The 18,558-nt window shown below is 39.2% G+C and carries 17 protein-coding genes; 14 read left to right on the top strand and 3 right to left on the bottom strand.

The genetic code is table 11. The annotated features are described in order from the left end of the window. Window positions 1-31: 31 nt before the first annotated feature. The gene (gene mutH, locus BTO23_RS09690) at window positions 32-697 is read right to left on the bottom strand and encodes a DNA mismatch repair endonuclease MutH (protein ID WP_060992469.1); all 666 of its coding nucleotides are present in this window, start codon (window positions 695-697) and stop codon (window positions 32-34) included. 596 nt (window positions 698-1,293) lie between these two features. Here mutH and rppH point away from each other — a divergent pair. From rppH to BTO23_RS09665, 5 genes are all read left to right on the top strand, one after another. Next, on the top strand, window positions 1,294-1,806 hold the full coding sequence (rppH, locus tag BTO23_RS09685) for an RNA pyrophosphohydrolase (RefSeq protein WP_005417607.1): 513 nt from the start codon (window positions 1,294-1,296) through the stop codon (window positions 1,804-1,806). Between the two features lie 36 nt (window positions 1,807-1,842). Beyond that, window positions 1,843-4,104 carry a phosphoenolpyruvate--protein phosphotransferase gene (ptsP, locus tag BTO23_RS09680; RefSeq protein WP_060992468.1) on the top strand — a complete coding sequence of 754 codons (2,262 nt, stop codon included), beginning with the start codon at window positions 1,843-1,845 and terminating at the stop codon, window positions 4,102-4,104. Beyond that, entirely contained in the window at window positions 4,105-4,908 is an 804-nt protein-coding gene (locus BTO23_RS09675) for a sulfite exporter TauE/SafE family protein (protein WP_060992467.1), read from the top strand. Between the two features lie 10 nt (window positions 4,909-4,918). Beyond that, window positions 4,919-5,770: a prolipoprotein diacylglyceryl transferase gene (gene lgt, locus BTO23_RS09670; RefSeq protein ID WP_060992466.1), complete on the top strand. Its 852-nt coding sequence runs from the start codon at window positions 4,919-4,921 to the stop codon at window positions 5,768-5,770. An 83-nt stretch (window positions 5,771-5,853) separates the two neighbouring features. Next, window positions 5,854-6,705, top strand: a complete 852-nt coding sequence (locus BTO23_RS09665) for a thymidylate synthase (protein ID WP_105063544.1) — start codon at window positions 5,854-5,856, stop codon at window positions 6,703-6,705. A gap of 73 nt (window positions 6,706-6,778) precedes the next feature. Here BTO23_RS09665 and BTO23_RS09660 read toward each other — a convergent pair whose 3' ends face one another. Continuing rightward, entirely contained in the window at window positions 6,779-7,924 is a 1,146-nt protein-coding gene (locus tag BTO23_RS09660) for a Na/Pi symporter (RefSeq protein ID WP_060992465.1), read from the bottom strand. Between the two features lie 413 nt (window positions 7,925-8,337). Between BTO23_RS09660 and nhaR the strand changes: the two genes are divergently transcribed. Both nhaR and BTO23_RS09650 read left to right on the top strand, forming a co-directional pair. Further along, window positions 8,338-9,237, top strand: a complete 900-nt coding sequence (gene nhaR / locus BTO23_RS09655; RefSeq protein WP_060992464.1) for a transcriptional activator NhaR — start codon at window positions 8,338-8,340, stop codon at window positions 9,235-9,237. A 48-nt stretch (window positions 9,238-9,285) separates the two neighbouring features. Next, entirely contained in the window at window positions 9,286-9,582 is a 297-nt protein-coding gene (locus BTO23_RS09650) for an ArsR/SmtB family transcription factor (protein WP_060992463.1), read from the top strand. A 120-nt stretch (window positions 9,583-9,702) separates the two neighbouring features. On the opposite strand, the gene rpsT is transcribed toward BTO23_RS09650, so the two are convergent. Then, on the bottom strand, window positions 9,703-9,963 hold the full coding sequence (gene rpsT, locus BTO23_RS09645) for a 30S ribosomal protein S20 (RefSeq protein WP_005417629.1): 261 nt from the start codon (window positions 9,961-9,963) through the stop codon (window positions 9,703-9,705). A gap of 221 nt (window positions 9,964-10,184) precedes the next feature. On the opposite strand from rpsT, the gene murJ reads away from it, so the two are divergent. The 7 genes from murJ (at window position 10,185) to dapB (ending at window position 18,558) form a co-directional block, all read left to right on the top strand. Then, a complete protein-coding gene (murJ, locus tag BTO23_RS09640; RefSeq protein ID WP_105063413.1) occupies window positions 10,185-11,744 on the top strand; it encodes a murein biosynthesis integral membrane protein MurJ in 1,560 nt (519 codons plus the stop codon). Window positions 11,745-11,834: 90 nt separating this feature from the next. After that, window positions 11,835-12,767 carry a bifunctional riboflavin kinase/FAD synthetase gene (gene ribF, locus BTO23_RS09635; protein WP_060992461.1) on the top strand — a complete coding sequence of 311 codons (933 nt, stop codon included), beginning with the start codon at window positions 11,835-11,837 and terminating at the stop codon, window positions 12,765-12,767. Window positions 12,768-12,803: 36 nt separating this feature from the next. Then, window positions 12,804-15,668, top strand: a complete 2,865-nt coding sequence (ileS, locus tag BTO23_RS09630) for an isoleucine--tRNA ligase (RefSeq protein ID WP_105063412.1) — start codon at window positions 12,804-12,806, stop codon at window positions 15,666-15,668. Further along, window positions 15,668-16,183, top strand: coding sequence for a signal peptidase II (gene lspA / locus BTO23_RS09625; RefSeq protein WP_061004588.1), 516 nt, complete (start codon window positions 15,668-15,670; stop codon window positions 16,181-16,183). The genes ileS and lspA overlap by 1 nt, the downstream gene beginning before the upstream one ends. Window positions 16,184-16,275: 92 nt before the next feature. Then, window positions 16,276-16,707 (top strand): FKBP-type peptidyl-prolyl cis-trans isomerase, encoded by a 432-nt coding sequence (gene fkpB / locus BTO23_RS09620; protein ID WP_061004587.1) that lies wholly within the window; start codon window positions 16,276-16,278, stop codon window positions 16,705-16,707. A gap of 24 nt (window positions 16,708-16,731) precedes the next feature. Further along, a complete protein-coding gene (gene ispH / locus BTO23_RS09615; RefSeq protein ID WP_060992457.1) occupies window positions 16,732-17,676 on the top strand; it encodes a 4-hydroxy-3-methylbut-2-enyl diphosphate reductase in 945 nt (314 codons plus the stop codon). 72 nt (window positions 17,677-17,748) lie between these two features. Then, the gene (gene dapB / locus BTO23_RS09610) at window positions 17,749-18,558 is read left to right on the top strand and encodes a 4-hydroxy-tetrahydrodipicolinate reductase (protein ID WP_060992456.1); all 810 of its coding nucleotides are present in this window, start codon (window positions 17,749-17,751) and stop codon (window positions 18,556-18,558) included.

Below are 18,558 nucleotides of genomic sequence, written 5' to 3'. Positions count from 1 at the left end.
ATGGCTTATCTCATCGGGATAAGCCATTTTTTTAATTAAAAAATGACGTGAGGATGGCGTGAGTAAAATGAGTCTTCAAATAGAAACCTCTTGGTAACGTCTTGATTGGTTGACCATTTTCACCGTAAGCTTCCGTAAGTGCTCGGCTGTTGGCTGCTTTAGGTCTGAGTTGTAAAACTTCACCGTGTTTCGCTGTAATTGATTCAACCTTACCTAAAACGATCAAATCCATTAACTCTTCCCAATCTTGCTTAAGTTGTCGCTCTTCGTCTAATGAAGGTTGCCATAACACGGGGTAGCCTACACGTCGATCTCCTACAGGGATCTCTCTTTCACCTTCTACAGGGATCCACAATACATGTGCTAATTTATGGCGTACGTGTGATTCTTCCCAACGTAAGCTGTGAACCCCTGTTAATGGGGCAACAGAGACAAAAGTTGTTTCGAGTGGCTTTCCGGTATAACTGATCGGAATTGTTTTTAATTCAATGCCAAGATCAATGAAGTCAGGGAGTGGCTTACTGCCAGCTGAGGCCCCTAAATGCAATTCTAATAATTGTCCAACCCAACCTTTATCACGCTTTAAGTTTTCAGGCACAGCAACACCTATTTGCTCGGCAAGCTCTGATAGCGTGTAGCCTGCAATGTTTTCCGCTCTCATTAATAGTTCATTAATTGTCGTAGGTGGCTGTTTCATAGTTACTCATTGATGATGGTTTAAAGCTTAGATTAGCATATTAATGTAGAGTTTTAGTGCTCTTCATTGGATCTAATTAAGTTATCCACATTGACGATTGTTTTTTAATCGATATCTATTTGTCTGGATCCATATACAGTATTATATTTATGAATAAGTTATTGACTTTCAGGTGCATAGCACATTAAAGGGGGGCTCTTTGTGGGTAACCATAAGATTGGTGGATCTTTAACCGATCTGTGTTTATATTAATCTATCGATTTTTATTTAAAAGATCATTCAAAAGATCTTTGCTTTAACTTCATGTTTAATAGAAGTTTTATTGATTTTCATCTTTTGTCTGTCTTCTAATGATAAATTGGTTTTTATCGTACTATTTGATTTGTTTTTATCTTCTTCACAAAGTTATGCACAGAAAAGGTGAATAAATGTGGGTCACCTCTCATTGTTATGTTGATAAGTCGTTAATCGCTCAAAAGTTATTCAGGGAAAGAGGTTATTTTAGTAAAACGTGACAAGAAAGCGTGATCCTGTTTGCTCAAAGAGGCGATCTGTGAAAAAATCAAAGGAATATAAGTTTATGATGAGGTCATCCAGTGATAGATGGCGATGGTTTCCGCCCGAACGTCGGGATAGTGATATGCAATAGCCATGGTCAAGTATTCTGGGCGAAACGATACGGGCAACATTCTTGGCAGTTTCCACAAGGTGGCATTGATGATGGCGAAACGCCAGAGCAAGCAATGTACCGCGAATTGTACGAAGAAGTTGGCCTGACTAAAAATGACGTACGTATTTTAGCAAGCAGCCGTCATTGGTTGCGATATAAACTACCGAAACGTTTAGTTAGATGGGATTCAAAACCTGTCTGTATTGGACAAAAACAGAAATGGTTTTTGTTACGCTTGGAATGTGACGAGTCCAAGGTGAATATGCAAAGAGATCGCTCGCCGGAGTTTGATGGTTGGCGATGGGTAAGTTATTGGTACCCAGTAAGACAAGTTGTTTCATTTAAACGTGACGTTTATCGCAGAGCACTAAAAGAGTTCGCAGTGATTGCTATGCCGTTTAAGGAACGAAAATTTAAAAGGAAAGGTAAAAAAGGGTAAGCTGTCTATACCTTATCACCTTAAGGATTGTTTAGTATGCTTACTCAACTCAGGGATATAGTTGATCACGTCGCTAAAGCAGAGTCGTTGGATGATGCTTTAGCGTTATTGGTAAAAAATACTCGACACTCTATGAGAACTGAGTGTTGTTCAGTCTATTTGATGAGTAATGACAATCTTCGATTAGAACTCATGGCAACTGAGGGCTTAAAAGCAAAGCCTAATACTGTGTCATTGGGAATTGATGAAGGACTTGTTGGTCTTGTAGCTCGTAGTTGTGAGCCGCTAAACCTTGCTAATGCATCGGTACATCCATCATATAAATACATCCCAAGTATTGCTGAATATAAATTTAATTCATTTCTTGCTACGCCAATCATATACCGTCGTCAAAATTTAGGTGTATTGGTTGTCCAACAAAAAGAAAAACGCCAGTTTACCGAAGTTGAAGAATCATTTTTAGTGACTCTATCCGCTCAGCTTGCAGTTGTTTTAGCTCACGCAAAAGCTCATGAAAGCTGGTCAACTCAGTTACAAGCGTCTTCCACACAACAAAAACAGTTTAAAGGTATTTCTGCGTCTAATGGCGTTGGAATTGCTCCGTTGTGGTTTGACGATGCTCAACCTAAAATTGAAGCTATTTTACCGAGTTCATGTCTTGATATTGAATTGGAAAAAGATCGTCTTGGTACTGCTGTAGAGCTTGCACTGAAAGATTTTCGACGTGCAAAGAAACGGTTTGAACAAGAACTTAATACTGAAACGTTAGCTATTTTTGATCTATTCAGTCACTTATTGAATGATCCTATGTTAAAGGCTGATCTTAAAAAACAGATCAACCAAGGTGATTCTGCTGAATGGGCACTGCGTCAAGTTATAGAGTCTTATGCTGGGCGCTTTGAGAGAATGAGTGACTCTTATTTAAGTGAACGAGCAAACGATGTTCGAGAGCTTGGGCAACGATTACTTTATTTTCTTAATTATGAAGATAAGTTAGATATTGATCTGTCACATCCAGTGATTCTGGTCACCACTCAACTGACAGCATCCATGCTAGCCAGTATTCCTAAAGATAAATTAAAAGCGGTGATTTCCCTAGAAGGGGCTGCAAATTCACACGCTGCTATTTTATCTAAAGCGCTTGGAATTCCAGCAATAATGGGCGTAGAGTTTAATCCTACCCATTATCATAAATCATTAGCGATTGTTGATGGTTATAGTGGTGCGCTCTATATCAAGCCTACTGAAGCTCTAATTCAAGAATATACAGATCTTCAAAATGAAGAACTTGAATTATCAAAGCTAATTACGCTCGATCTTGATAAACCAACATTAACGCTTGATGGTCATTTAATGAAAATTCATTTAAATGCAGGGTTGAGTGTTGATTCAAGTATTGCGGTTAATAAAGGCGTTGATGGTGTTGGTTTGTATCGTACTGAAATACCATTTTTACTGCATCAACGCTTCCCATCAGAAGAAGAGCAATTCTTACAATATAAAGCTATTTTAGAAACATACCCTCAAAAACCAGTGGTAATGAGAACGCTTGATATTGGCGGCGATAAGCCTTTACCTTACTTGCCTATTGAAGAAGATAATCCCTTTTTAGGATGGCGCGGTATTCGCTTTACTCTAGATCACCCTGATATCTTTTTATTGCAATTAAAAGCGATGATCAGAGCAAATATTGGTAATGAAAACTTATCGATTATGTTACCTATGATTTCGGGCATTCCAGAGCTGAAACAAGCAAGAGCTTTTATTAATCAAGCATATGAAGAGGTACTCAGCGAATCAGAAAGTGATTTTTCTAAACCTCGTATTGGTATGATGGTTGAAGTGCCATCAATGCTGTATTTATTACCAAGAGTTGCAGGGCTTGTTGATTTTATTTCTGTTGGGAGTAATGATTTAACTCAATATTTATTAGCAGTAGATAGGAATAACTCAAGAGTCTCTCATGTTTACGAGTCTTATCACCCAGCGGTTCTTTTAGCGTTAAAGCAAATAATAGAGACAGCAAATCAGCATAACTTACCAGTTAGCGTGTGTGGAGAGTTAGCAGGGGATCCTATTGGTTGTTTAATTTTAATTGGACTTGGTTATCGCAATTTAAGTATGAATACATCCAATGTCGCTAAGATTAAATACATTATTAGACAAGTTACTTTGGCTGAAATTGAGTCAATGACAGAGATTCTTTTACATCATGATGATGCTGAGAAAATTTTAACTGATATGATGACGTTTTTTGAACAGAAAGATCTTTTAGGGTTTATTCGAGCAGGTAAATAAATGTTAGTCGATTTTTGGTCTATTTTCGCACTGTACCTTGTACTTGGTAGTGTTGTTGGCGTTATGGCTGGGTTATTAGGGATTGGTGGTGGATTACTTGTTGTCCCAGCTTTGTTGTATTTATTACCTTTGGCTGGAATCGATTCGAGCATAGCAATGCAAATGGCTCTTGGTACGTCATTAGCGACAATTATATTTACATCAAGCTCATCGGCATTGAACCATTTACGTTTAGGTAATGTCGAAGTGGGGTTAATTAAAAGCTTAGCACCAGGAGTCATTTTAGGTGGGTTTATTGGTAGCTATCTTACAGAGCTAATTCCAACACAATATTTACCTAAAGTGTTTGGTATTATTGTGCTTTTATTAGCATTGCAAATGCTGTTAGCACTTAAGTTTACTGCGACAAGAATAATGCCATCTCCTCTAAAAACTGCAGCTTCTGGTGGCGTCATTGGTATTGTTTCTAGTTTAGCTGGCATTGGTGGTGGCTCACTTACTGTGCCTTATTTAAGTTTTCATGGTGTTGAAATGAGAAAAGCGATTGGTAGCTCTTCTTTATGTGGCACATTAATAGCGATAGCTGGCATGATAGGCTTTGTTATACACGGTGTTAATGTCGATAATTTGCCGTCAATGAGCTTAGGGTATGTATATTTACCTGCATTATGTGGCATTAGTTTAACGTCTATTTTAACCACTAGAGTCGGTGCAAAGTTAGCTTCGCACTTACCAACACCAACATTAAAAAAAATCTTTGCCGTATTTCTAGTATTTATCGGCAGTAAAATGTTCTTAGGATAAGAGAGTAATCATGAACCAAGGGTATTTAACCTTCCCAAATATTGACCCAATATTATTTCAAATAGGTCCACTGGCTGTTCGTTGGTATGGATTAATGTATTTGTTCGGTTTCATGTTTGCCTTATGGTTAGCAAATAAGCGTGCAGATAAACCAAACAGCGGCTGGACTCGTGACCAAGTCAGTGACCTTCTTTTTGCCGGCTTTTTAGGTGTCGTGATTGGTGGACGTATTGGTTATGTCTTATTTTATAACTTCGGCTATTTCTTAGATAATCCCCTGTACTTATTTGAAGTATGGACTGGGGGTATGTCTTTTCATGGAGGCTTACTTGGCGTGATCTCAGCAATGCTTTGGTACGGTTATAAGAATAATCGTAGCTTCTTTACCATTGCCGATTTTGTCGCGCCATTAGTTCCATTTGGCTTAGGAGCTGGTCGTCTCGGTAACTTCATGAATGGCGAATTATGGGGACGTGTTACGGATGTGCCTTGGGCGATGGTATTCCCAACTGGCGGGCCTTTCCCTCGCCATCCATCTCAACTTTATGAGTTTGCCCTAGAAGGCGTGGTATTGTTCTTCATCTTAAATTGGTTTATTCGTAAACCTCGTCCGTTGGGTGCGGTATCTGGTTTATTCTTGTTTGGTTACGGTTCGTTCCGTTTCTTAGTTGAATATGTACGCCAACCTGATGCTCAATTAGGTTTGTTTGGTGATTGGATTTCAATGGGGCAAATATTATCGCTGCCAATGGTGATTGGTGGTCTTCTTATGATGCTTTGGGCATTTAAGCGTAATCTTTATGCGACTGATTTGAAGAACAGTGGTGATAAGCAAAATAGCTCAAAACAGAAAGCAAAATAAGCTAGAATAGCGTTAATGACGATTTATAGTGATGGCCTCTCGTTTGAGGCCATTTTTTTAAGCCAATTTTAGAGAGCATGACCGTGAAACAGTATTTAGATTTATGCCAACGCATCGTTGATGAAGGAACCTGGATTGAAAACGAGCGAACAGGAAAGCGCTGTTTGACGGTAATTAATGCCGATCTGACTTACGACGTTGCTAATGGAGAGTTTCCTTTAGTTACAACACGTAAAAGTTTCTGGAAATCAGCAGTCGCTGAAATGATTGGTTATATTCGCGGTTATGATAACGCAGAAGATTTTCGTAAAATAGGTACTAAAACATGGGATGCCAATTCAAATTTAAACGATGCTTGGTTGAATAATCCTCACCGTAAAGGTGAAGATGACATGGGGCGAGTATATGGTGTTCAAGGTCGTTCGTGGGCAAAACCAAATGGTGAGTTTGTCGATCAGTTGAAAAAAATCATTGATGACTTAAGTAATGGTATCGACGACCGTGGTGAGATTTTAAATTTCTACAACCCTGGTGAGTTTGATATGGGGTGTTTACGTCCTTGCATGTACTCACACCATTTTTCGCTATTAGGTGATACATTATATTTAAATAGTACCCAACGCTCTTGTGACGTTCCGCTAGGCCTTAATTTCAATATGGTTCAAGTGTATTTTCTATTGGCTATTGTGGCCCAGATTACAGGGCATAAACCAGGTAAGGCGTACCATAAGATTGTTAACGGTCATATTTATGAAGATCAGCTTGAATTGATGAAAGATGTACAGCTAAAGCGTGAGCCATTGAAAGCCCCAACCTTTAAAATAAACCCTAAAATTAAATCATTAGAAGATTTAGAAACATGGGTAACAATGGATGATTTTGATGTGGTTGCCTATGAAAGCCATGAAGCGATTAAGTATCCGTTTTCTGTATAGATAAATTATTAAAATAAAAAGCCCCAGAGTGTGAGTTCACTCTGGGGCTTTTTTATGTATGGATTATTTCTTATTACACAGTTAGCGCTAATACGCTTCCTGGCAGGATGATAAAGACAAAGCTTAAATAACCAGCCACAACACCTTTGTTTCTGTTTGCCATCTCAGCAATCCACTCTGCGCCTTTCAGAGGCAGTTCACGTAGGAACGGAGTACCAAAGATAACTAGAGTAGCAATAATATTAAAGCATAAGTGAACAAGTGCGATTTGTAGGGCAAAGATAGCATATTCACCAGAGACTGCCGTTGCCGCTAATAGTGCCGTTACACAAGTACCAATGTTTGCCCCTAGAGTAAATGGATACACGTCACGTACTTTAAGAACGCCAGTACCTACTAATGGAACCATTAAACTTGTTGTTGTTGAAGATGATTGAACAAGAACGGTAACTACAGTACCTGATGCAATACCATGCAGAGGACCACGACCTATTGCGCTTTTAAGAATATCACGAGCACGACCAACCATAAGGCTCTTCATTAATTTGCCCATCAAAGTAATCGCAATAACTAGGATAACAATGCCTAAAGCAATCATAAGTAGGCCGCCAGTCATGCTACCAAAGTTAGATAGAGGTTCTTTGATTGCACCGATGACTGGTTTTGTGATTGGTTTGATGAAATCAAAGCCTTTAATACTCATATCACCAGCATTTAACAGTGGAGACACTAACCATGCAGATAGCTTTTGGAAAATACCAAACATCATCTCTAATGGTAAGAAGATAGCAACAGCAAGCAAGTTAAAGAAGTCATGCACAGTAGCACAAGCAAAAGCACGTCTAAATTCAGTTTTACAGCGAGCGTGACCTAAACTAACTAGAGTATTGGTAACCGTTGTACCAATGTTTGCTCCCATAACCATAGGGATTGCGGTTTCAACGGGTAAGCCACCAGCTACTAATCCAACAATAATTGAGGTTACTGTAGAAGATGATTGAATCAATGCTGTCGCAACTAGGCCGATCATTAAGCCTGCAACTGGATGAGAAGCAAATTCAAAAAGAACTTTTGCTTCTTCACCAACAGACCATTTGAAGCCTGTGCCAACCATAGCAACAGCTAAAAGAAGAAGGTAAAGCATAAATGCTAAGTTTGCCCAACGCAGCATGCGCGAGGTATTACTCATTGTTGCTGCAGAAATAGATTGGGTATTCATAGTAAAGCTCCGTACCGAAATAGTATGTTGTCGGTTTATTTAATCTGAAGCGATAGTAGATAAGGAATATTTCAGAAATATTACAGTCAGAAGGAAAACTGTAATAAATACGTCATATTTGATTTTGGTGCTATTGAATCTTATTTTGTTTGCCTTAACTTTATGATAGTTATATATTTTTATTCTTTATTTTAAAATGGAATATAAATTTTTTTTTAAAACTTTTTTGTTCTATGTTGCGAGTTAATGACATTTTTAAGAATATGGATGCGGAAAAAACGAAGTATTAATAGGAAATTAATGGTTTTTACGAAGTATTTGCTATTGGTGTAATAAATGACGTATCTTCAATTCTTACTGTCACTCTTAATGTAATAGATAAGTACATTGATTTATAAATCATAGGATTCAAGATGTCTCATTTAAACTATAACCATTTGTACTATTTTTGGATGGTATGCAAGCAAGGCTCAGTAACGAAAGCGGCAGAAGCTTTATTTCTTACGCCTCAAACGGTGACAGGACAAATAAAGGCATTAGAAGAACGAGTAAATGGTAAATTGACTAAACGTAATGGACGAAATGTAGAGCCAACAGAGCTAGGTCAACTTATTTATAAATACGCAGATCGTATGTTTGGTTTAAGCTATGAGATGTTAGATATCGTAAATTATAGCCAGCAGTCTAATGTATTATTTGATGTTGGCGTTGCTGATGCACTTTCTAAGCGATTAGTTAGTAAAGTTCTTTCGACTACAATCCCTGAAGATGCGTCAATCCACCTCCGCTGTTTTGAATCCACGCATGAACTTTTACTTGAGCAGTTATCTCAGCACAAATTAGATATGATCCTATCGGATTGTCCTGTGGATTCAAGCCAGAACTCAGGGCTTTTTAGTAAAAAATTAGGGGAGTGTGGAATGAGTTTTTTTTGTTCTAAAGAAATGACAGACATTCAATTTCCTGACGTATTGGAAAGAAAAAAGGTACTTATTCCGGGTAGCCGAACATCAATGGGAAGGAAAGTTATTCAGTGGTGCGATCAGCAGGGTATAACCCCTAATATCTTAGGGGAGTTTGATGATGTCGCCTTAATGAAGGCATTTGCTCGTGAAAATGATTCTGTATTTTTAGCACCAACGGTTTACATGAATGAAGCGGATTCAGATCTTTCTTTACATCGAATTGCTGATGTCAAAGATTTGAAAGAAGAATATTACGTTATTTTTGCAGAGCGAATGATTCAACATCCAGCCGTTAAAAGTATTTGCGCTGCTGATTTCTCACATTTATTTGATTTTCATTTGCAATAGCGGGGTAGAATATACTAAATTAGCACTAGCTAAATTAGAGGTTATTCTATGAATTTACAAATGATGGAAGAAAATGCACCTCAAGCAGTAACACTATTAAAAGCAATGGCGAATGAGCGTCGTTTATTTATTTTATGTTTATTGCTTGATGGTGAACTATCTGTAGGTCAAATTGCAGAAAAACTAGAGCTTAGTCAATCAGCATTATCTCAACATCTTGGTTGGTTGCGTAAAGATGAATTAGTGTCGACGAGAAAAGAGTCTCAAACGGTGTTTTATTCATTAAATAGCCACGAAGTAAGATCCGTGATTCAACTATTACATGATTTATATTGCCAAAAGTAAATTGTGATAGGAAGAGTAAAGGATAAATAATGTTATTTTGTACTTTTCTTCAAATTACAGATATAAAAAAACCGACCTAAGTCGGTTTTTTCTTATTTCTAACTGAGAATCAAATTTCTATTAAAGAGCTTTGATTGCTGCAGTGAAACGCGCTTTATGACGTGCAGCTTTATTCTTATGAATAAGGCCTTTAGTCGCCATGCGGTCTAGAAGTGGAGTTGCAGTTGCTAGTGCAGCAGTTGCAGCTTCTTTATCACCAGCTTCAATAGCTGCGATAGTTTTTTTCATGTAAGTGCGCATCATTGAACGACGGCTAGCGTTGTGCTGGCGACGTCTTTCAGCTTGAGTTGCGCGCTTCTTAGCAGATTTACTATTTGCCAAGGGTCTAACTCCCAAAAACGTAGTTCGGTGACAATTTAAGGTCGGGAAATATGCACCCATTGAACCCAAATGTCAAATGATTTGTGTAAAAACCAAGCTGTCTCAAACAAAAGTTTGATGAGAATGGCAAAACACGGTTAAGATGGCGTGCATTCTAACAGCATTTTTTCCAGTTAGTAAGCTCTTTATCGCCATCAACGGCATCTTTATGAGGTTTTTTTGTGAGTAAACGACTTTTACGTTCTGGCTTAATCGTCAGCATCATGACTTTAGTGTCTAGAGTACTCGGTTTAGTCCGTGATGTAGTGGTAGCAAATTTAATGGGAGCGGGTGCATCTGCAGACGTTTTCTTTTTTGCGAATAAAATACCTAATTTTTTACGCCGTTTATTTGCAGAAGGTGCTTTCTCACAAGCATTTGTCCCTGTCTTAACGGAATATCACGCCAGTGGCGATGATAACAAAACCCGTGAATTAATCGCAAAAGCATCGGGTACTCTTGGTGTTCTCGTTACTATTGTTACTTTTTTCGGTATTTTAGGCTCAGGAGTGGTAACTGCCTTGTTCGGCGCTGGCTGGTTTATGGACTGGCTTAATTATGGGCCGAATGCGCCTAAGTTTGAACTTGCTAGCTTCTTATTAAAAATTACGTTTCCTTATCTTTGGTTTATTACTTTTGTCGCATTATCTGGTGCAATTTTAAATACATTAGGTAAATTTGCTGTTTCCTCATTTACCCCCGTCTTTTTAAATATCGCTATTATTGCTTGTGCTTATTTTGTGTCACCGAATTTAGAGCAACCAGAGATTGGCTTAGCGATTGGTGTATTCCTTGGTGGTTTAATTCAATTTTTATTTCAACTGCCATTTCTTTATAAAGCGAAAATGTTGGTTCGTCCGCAGTGGGGTTGGAATGATCCTGGTGTCGTAAAAATCAGAACGTTAATGATCCCTGCTCTTTTTGGGGTATCTGTAAGCCAAATTAACTTATTGTTTGATACTTTTATTGCAAGTTTCTTGGCAACGGGATCGATTAGTTGGCTCTATTACTCTGACCGTTTATTGGAATTCCCATTGGGATTATTTGGTATTGCTATTGCTACGGTTATCTTACCTGCTTTATCTCGTCAACATGTTGATGCAAAAGGTGCGGGCTTCTCTAATACGATGGATTGGGGAGTTAGAATGGTCATCTTGCTTGGTATCCCTGCGATGCTGGGTTTAATGGTCTTAGCAAAACCTATGCTAATGGTATTATTCATGCGTGGTGAGTTTTCTCCTAACGATGTGCATAACGCTTCATTGTCTTTACTTGCTTATGCATCTGGCTTATTAAACTTCATGCTAATTAAAGTGTTAGCTCCTGGCTACTATGCCCGCCAAGATACAAAAACACCTGTGCGTTACGGTATCATTGCGATGATAACTAACATGTTCTTTAATGCCATTTTTGCTTATTTTTATGGTTATGTTGGCCTGGCAATGGCAACGGCATTATCTGCTTTGGTTAACATGGCATTACTTTATCGTGGTTTACATTTAGCAAATGTATATAAGTTATCTAAAGAGACCATTATTTATATTATAAAGTTAGTGGTATCTGGTGGCATTATGGTCGGTGTTTTATTGTGGTTTATGCCAGCAATGAGTGTATGGCTAGAATGGGACTTATTAAAACGAATGATCATACTATTAGGCTTCATTGCTCTAGGGGCAGTAAGTTACTTAATCCCCGCGGTAATATTAGGATTACGTCTACGTCACTTACGAGTAGGCGCATAATTTTGTTATTCACTGAGTTGAGTGGTTTGGCTAGTAAGATTAGTATATAATTCGTCAGTTTTTTTAATCAAATAACTTGATATTGAGATAATGGAATTAATCCGAGGCATTCATAATATTACGCCTGACCATCATGGTTGCGTAATGACTATTGGTAATTTTGACGGTGTTCATTTAGGACATCAACAAGTATTACAACAAGTTAAGGCTAAAGCTAAGCAATTAGGTTTACCTTCTGTTGTTATGACATTTGATCCACAACCAATGGAATTTTTTGCTAAAGATAAAGCACCAGCTCGATTGACTCGTTTACGAGATAAGTTTGTTCAACTTGATAAATTGGATATAGAGCGTCTGCTTTGTATTAATTTTAATCATAAATTTGCACAGCAAACGGCAGATGAATTCGTTGAGCACTTGTTGGTTAAGCTATTGGGTGTTAAGTTTCTGGTTGTTGGTGATGATTTTTGTTTTGGACAACATCGCCAAGGTAACTTTGAAATGCTACAAAAAGCAGGTGAAAAATATGGCTTTGAAGTAGTAAATACACAAAGCTTTTGTCTGCAAAAACAGCGAGTCAGTAGTACAGCTATTCGTAATGCACTTGCTGAAGACAGATTTGAAGACGTCGCCACGATGTTAGGGCGAAACTATAGTATTACAGGCCGTGTTTCACATGGTCGAAAACTAGGGAGAACGATAGGTTTTCCCACTGCGAATATCCCATTAAAGCGTTGTGTTTCCCCTGTATCTGGCGTTTATGTTGTTCAAGCCAAAGATAGTAGTGGTAAACAATTAGGTGGTGTCGCCAATATAGGCAACCGTCCAACGGTAAATGGCGTTCGTCAACAGCTGGAAGTTCACTTCTTCGATTACAAAGGCAATTTATATGGCCAACAATTGGATGTAGAGTTACTTTGTAAGTTGCGTGATGAGCATAAATTTGAGTCATTTGACGCATTAAAACAACAAATAGAATTAGATTCTCAGGCAGCACGGGTGTGGCTGTCTGAAAACAGATAACATTTCATTTCGCCCAAGTAACGGAATTAAGAATCAATGAGTGACTATAAAGATACCTTGAACCTGCCAGAAACAGGATTCCCAATGCGTGGTAACCTGGCTAATCGTGAGCCAGAAATGCTGAAGCGTTGGTATGATGAAGATCTTTACGGTGAGATCCGTAAAGCAAAAAAAGGTAAGAAATCGTTCGTATTACACGACGGTCCTCCTTATGCAAATGGTGACATCCATATTGGTCACGCATTAAACAAGATTCTTAAAGACATTATTATTAAGTCAAAGACACTTTCTGGCTTTGATGCGCCGTACATTCCTGGTTGGGATTGCCACGGTCTACCAATTGAATTAATGGTAGAGAAGAAAAAAGGCAAGCCTGGTCAAAAAATCTCTGCGGCTGAATTCCGTGAAGAGTGTCGTAAATACGCGGCAGGCCAAGTTGAAGGTCAAAAAGAAAGCTTTAAGCGTTTAGGCATCATGGGCGAGTGGGATAAACCATACCGCACTATGGATTTTGGTACTGAAGCAAACATCATCCGTTCATTGGGTAAAATTGCTGACCAAGGTCACCTACTTAAAGGTTTCAAACCTGTTCACTGGTGTACAGATTGTGGTTCAGCTCTTGCTGAAGCAGAAGTTGAATACCAAGATAAAGTATCTCCATCTATTGATGTGCGTTTTATTGCAGCAGACGAAGCCGCAACATTAGCAAAATTCAGCACGCCTGAAGGCCATCAAGGTGAGGGTGAAGTATCTGTTGTTATCTGGACAACGACGCCTTGGACTCTTCCTGCTAACCGTGCAGTAGCATTACATGCTGATCTTGAATATGCATTAGTTCAAGTTGAAGCTCATGGTGAGCAAAAAGCACAACGTCTAATTCTTGCCTCTGAACTAGCAAAATCTGTAATGGATCGCGCGGGTATCGAGCATTTCCATAACTTAGGTTTTGCGAAAGGGTCTGATTTAGAGCTTCTTCAATTCAATCACCCATTCTATGGCTTTACGGTTCCGGCTATTTTAGGCGAGCACGTAACGACAGATTCAGGTACAGGTATCGTTCATACTGCCCCTGGTCACGGTCAAGAAGATTTCGTGGTTGGTAAGAAATACGATCTAGAAATTGCAAACCCAGTAGGTTCAAACGGTGTATACCTTCCAGATACTGAACTGTTTGCAGGTCAACACGTATTTAAAGCGAACGATTCAGTACTTGACGTATTGAAAGAAAAAGGTGCATTACTGCATCACCACGCGTACGAGCACAGCTACCCACATTGCTGGAGACACAAAACGCCAATTATCTTCCGTGCAACACCACAATGGTTTATCTCAATGGATCAAGCGGGTCTTCGTGCTAAAGCATTAGAAGAAGTGAAGAGTGTTGAGTGGATGCCAGAGTGGGGTCAAAACCGCATCGAAGGTATGATCGAAGGTCGCCCTGAGTGGTGTATCTCTCGTCAACGTACTTGGGGTGTGCCAATCGCTCTATTCGTTCACAAAGAAACGTCTGAATTGCACCCTAATTCACTAGAGTTAATTGAAAAAGTAGCTAAGTTAGTTGAAGAAAAAGGTATTCAAGCATGGTGGGATGTAGATGCCGCTGAGCTTATGGGTGAAGATGACGCCGCTAAATATGAAAAAGTATTAGATACGTTAGACGTATGGTTCGACTCAGGTGTTACTCACTTCTCTGTTGTTGATTCTCGTGAAGAGTATGACTTCCCAGAAGAAAAAGAAGAAAGAACACACAGTGCTGACCTTTACTTAGAAGGTTCAGATCAACACCGTGGTTGGTTCCAATCATCACTGATCTCTTCTGTTGCAATGAAAGGTAAAGCACCTTACCGTCAAGTACTAACACACGGTTTCGTGGTAGATGGTAACGGTCGTAAGATGTCTAAATCTATCGGTAACGTAGTTGCACCAAAAGATGTAACGAACAAGCTAGGCGCAGATATTCTTCGTCTATGGGTTGCTTCAACGGATTACACTAACGAAGTTGCGGTTTCTGATGAAATCCTAAAACGTTCAGCTGACGCATACCGTCGTATTCGTAACACAGCTCGTTTCTTCTTAGCTAACTTAAACGGCTTTAATCCAGAAACAGACATCGTTCCTGCTGAAGAAATGGTTGCTCTGGATCGCTGGGCTGTTGGTCGTGCATTTGCAGCACAAGAAGAGATCATTAAGTCTTTTGAGGAATATAACCTTCATGAAGTAACTCAGCGTTTGATGCACTTCTGTTCAATCGAAATGGGTTCTTTCTACCTAGACGTAATTAAAGATCGCCAATACACAGCGAAGCAAAGTGGTCACGCTCAACGTAGCTGTCAAACAGCGCTTTACTACATTGTAGAAGCTCTAGTTCGTTGGATGGCACCAATCATGTCGTTCACTGCAGATGAAATCTGGAATGAAATGCCAGGTGAGCGCGAGAAATTCGTATTCACAGGTGAGTGGTACCAAGGCCTGTTTGATCTTGCTGAAGGCGAAGAGTTTAATAATGAATTCTGGACTGAAATCCAATCAGTTCGTGCGTCAGTAAACAAACTTCTAGAAACTGCTCGTAGTGAGAAAGTTATCGGTGGTTCACTTCAAGCTGAAGTAACGTTATACGCAGATGATGCACTAGCGGCTAAAATTAACAAACTTGAAGATGAGTTACGTTTTGTTCTTCTAACATCAAGCGCAACAGTGAAACCACTAAGCGAAAAAACAGAGTCAGCAAAAACAACAGAGCTTGCAGGTCTGTTTGTTGATGTTGCTGCTTCTGAAGCTGCGAAGTGTGAGCGTTGTTGGCACCATGTTGCTGATGTAGGTACTATCGAAGGTCACGAAGAAGTATGTGGTCGTTGTGTATCTAACGTTAGTGGCGAAGGCGAAGAGCGTAAATTTGCATAATGATTAGCGATAATAAGACATTACCGCTGCTTAAAGAATCAGGACTCCGCTGGCTATGGCTAGCGGGGATCATCTTTATGGCAGACATTAGCATCAAGCTATTTGTGATGAAAGAGATGAGCTATGGTTGGGCAAACCGTATAGAGGTATTGCCGTTCTTTAACTTTCTTTATGTTCATAACTATGGTGCTGCATTTAGCTTTTTAAGTGATCAAGCAGGTTGGCAACGCTGGTTCTTTACTGGTATTGCTGTAGCTGTGTGTGGCTTGTTAGGATATTGGATGCGTAAAGCACCACAAACCGACAAACTAAATAACATGGCTTATGCGCTGATTATTGGTGGTGCAATTGGTAATGTGTTTGATCGTTTAGTACATGGGTTTGTGGTTGACTATCTTGATTTCTATTGGGGTAATTATCACTGGCCAGCTTTCAATTTAGCTGATGCTGCAATTTGTATTGGTGCAGGACTAATCATCTTGGATGGTCTTCGTAGCAATAAAAAAGAACAGTAAGTGAAAAGAAAGTAAATTAACGCTGCCCGTGAATTCGAGGTGGCGTTTTTTTTAAATACGATATAAAAATGAGTATTATCTAAGGGAATAAGATGTCTAAAATCGAAAGCAACAGTGAAGTAACTCTACATTTCACCATTAAATTAAAAGATGGTTCTATTGCTGATAGTACTCACTCCTCTGGTAAAGCAGCAAAATTTACGATGGGTGATGGCAGTATTAGTGAAAATTTTGAAAAATGCTTATTAGGTTTAGAGTCTGAACAGTCTAAAAGCATAGAACTTAGTGCTGAAGATGCTTTTGGTTTGCCAAATCCAGATAATATCCATCATATGGACAAAAATCGTTTCGTCGGAGATGCCGCTGCTGAGGTGGGTACCATTATGGGATTTAGTGGCCCTGATGGTATGGACATTCCCGGTATTATTACAGAGATTGCTGGCGATTCAGTAACGGTTGATTTTAATCACCCATTAGCTGGCCAAGATGTTATCTTTGACGTAGAAATTGTAGCGGTTGATTAATTCAACAAGATATAGAGATAAAAAATGAAAATAGTATTAGCGAATCCTCGTGGCTTTTGTGCTGGTGTTGATCGTGCGATTAGCATTGTTGAACGTGCGCTTGAATTGTATGAAGCCCCTATTTATGTTCGTAATGAAGTGGTGCATAACCGTTTCGTCGTTGAGGGTTTAAAGCAGCGTGGTGCTATTTTTATTAAAGAATTAGACGAAGTGCCTGACGATAATATCGTTATTTTTTCAGCTCACGGTGTCTCTCAAGCAGTACGTAAAGAAGCCAAAGATCGTGCATTAACGGTTTTTGATGCAACCTGCCCATTAGTAACAAAAGTTCATATGGAAGTTGCTCGCGCAAGTAAAAAGAATATTGAAGTTGTATTGATTGGTCATGCTGGCCACCCTGAAGTTGAAGGTACGATGGGGCAATATACGAGTGAAACCGGTGGAATGTACCTCGTTGAAACACCAGCAGATGTCGAGAAGTTAACTGTTCGTGATGAAAGTAACCTACATTACGTAAGTCAAACCACACTGTCAGTTGATGAGACGGCAGATGTCATTGATGAGCTTCGTCGTGTTTTCCCAGAAATACAAGGTCCACGCAAAGATGATATTTGTTATGCAACACAAAATCGTCAAGATGCGGTGCGAGATATGGCTAACCAAGTCGATATCATGATAGTAGTAGGCTCTAAGAACTCATCAAACTCAAATAGACTTCGTGAACTATCAGAGAAATTAGGCACAACCAGTTATTTGATTGATTGCCCTGAAGATTTAAAGGAAGAATGGTTAACAGAGAAAGCCAAAGTAGGTGTAACCGCTGGAGCATCTGCACCTGAAGAGCTTGTAAATCAAATTATAGAAAAAATAAAAGCACTGGGTGGAACAACGGTTGATGAATTATCTGGACGTGAAGAAAACATGTTCTTTGAAGTACCAAAAGAGCTTCAAATAAAAACCGTGTCTTAGATCTTCATATAGTCGAACTAGAAAAATTAAGATAAAGTGCAAGGATACGCATTTAAAGGAGCGAGAATTAAGATGGTAAGAGTAGCAATTGCTGGCGCAGCAGGAAGAATGGGCCGTAATTTAATTAAAGCGGTAAATGGTTCTCAGTTTGCCGAACTTGCTGCGGCAAGTGAGCACCCAGAATCAAGCCTAATTGGTGTTGATGTTGGTGAAATGGCCGGTTTAGGTAAGTCTGGTATTTTTATTGTTGATGATTTAGCAAAAGTCGTTGATGATTTTGATGTCATTATTGATTTTACTCTTCCTATTTCTACGCTGAAAAATATTGAGCTTTGCCAAGAGCATAAGAAAGCAATTGTTATTGGAACTACAGGATTTAGTGATCCTGGCAAAGAGTTAATTGACCAAGCTGCGAAAGGTATCCCTATCGTGATGGCGCCTAATTATAGTGTTGGCGTGAATGTGGTATTTAAACTACTAGAGAAAGCTGCAAAAGTAATGGGTGATTATTGTGATATCGAAATTGTAGAAGCGCACCATCGTTATAAAGTAGACGCACCGTCAGGTACTGCTATTGGAATGGGAGAAGCGATTGCTGGTGCTATGGGTAATAAGCTTGATGATGTAGCTGTTTATTCTCGTGAGGGGATTACAGGAGAAAGAACCAAAGATGAAATTGGTTTTGCTACTATTCGCGCTGGAGATATTGTTGGTGAGCATACTGCAATGTTTGCAGATATTGGTGAACGTGTTGAAATCACCCACAAAGCAACGGATAGAATGACGTTTGCTAATGGTGCAGTGAGGGCCTCTCATTGGTTACATCAAAAATCTCCTGGTTTTTATACCATGCATGATGTTTTAGAGTTGGATCAGCTTTAA

The organism is Aliivibrio sifiae (assembly GCF_002954715.1).
Taxonomy (GTDB): Bacteria; Pseudomonadota; Gammaproteobacteria; order Enterobacterales; family Vibrionaceae; genus Aliivibrio; species Aliivibrio sifiae.
Note: the sequence above shows the minus strand (reverse complement) of the source record. Positions and strands in the feature narration are given on the sequence as shown.

Coding starts and splice junctions, on each gene's coding strand:
- lspA (WP_061004588.1), top strand. CDS start 15,668: ATGATTAGCGATAATAAGACATTACCGCTGCTTAAAGAATCAGGACTC.
- ispH (WP_060992457.1), top strand. CDS start 16,732: ATGAAAATAGTATTAGCGAATCCTCGTGGCTTTTGTGCTGGTGTTGAT.
- nhaR (WP_060992464.1), top strand. CDS start 8,338: ATGTCTCATTTAAACTATAACCATTTGTACTATTTTTGGATGGTATGC.
- ribF (WP_060992461.1), top strand. CDS start 11,835: ATGGAATTAATCCGAGGCATTCATAATATTACGCCTGACCATCATGGT.
- dapB (WP_060992456.1), top strand. CDS start 17,749: ATGGTAAGAGTAGCAATTGCTGGCGCAGCAGGAAGAATGGGCCGTAAT.
- BTO23_RS09675 (WP_060992467.1), top strand. CDS start 4,105: ATGTTAGTCGATTTTTGGTCTATTTTCGCACTGTACCTTGTACTTGGT.
- lgt (WP_060992466.1), top strand. CDS start 4,919: ATGAACCAAGGGTATTTAACCTTCCCAAATATTGACCCAATATTATTT.
- ptsP (WP_060992468.1), top strand. CDS start 1,843: ATGCTTACTCAACTCAGGGATATAGTTGATCACGTCGCTAAAGCAGAG.
- fkpB (WP_061004587.1), top strand. CDS start 16,276: ATGTCTAAAATCGAAAGCAACAGTGAAGTAACTCTACATTTCACCATT.
- BTO23_RS09660 (WP_060992465.1), bottom strand. CDS start 7,924: ATGAATACCCAATCTATTTCTGCAGCAACAATGAGTAATACCTCGCGC.
- ileS (WP_105063412.1), top strand. CDS start 12,804: ATGAGTGACTATAAAGATACCTTGAACCTGCCAGAAACAGGATTCCCA.
- BTO23_RS09650 (WP_060992463.1), top strand. CDS start 9,286: ATGAATTTACAAATGATGGAAGAAAATGCACCTCAAGCAGTAACACTA.
- mutH (WP_060992469.1), bottom strand. CDS start 697: ATGAAACAGCCACCTACGACAATTAATGAACTATTAATGAGAGCGGAA.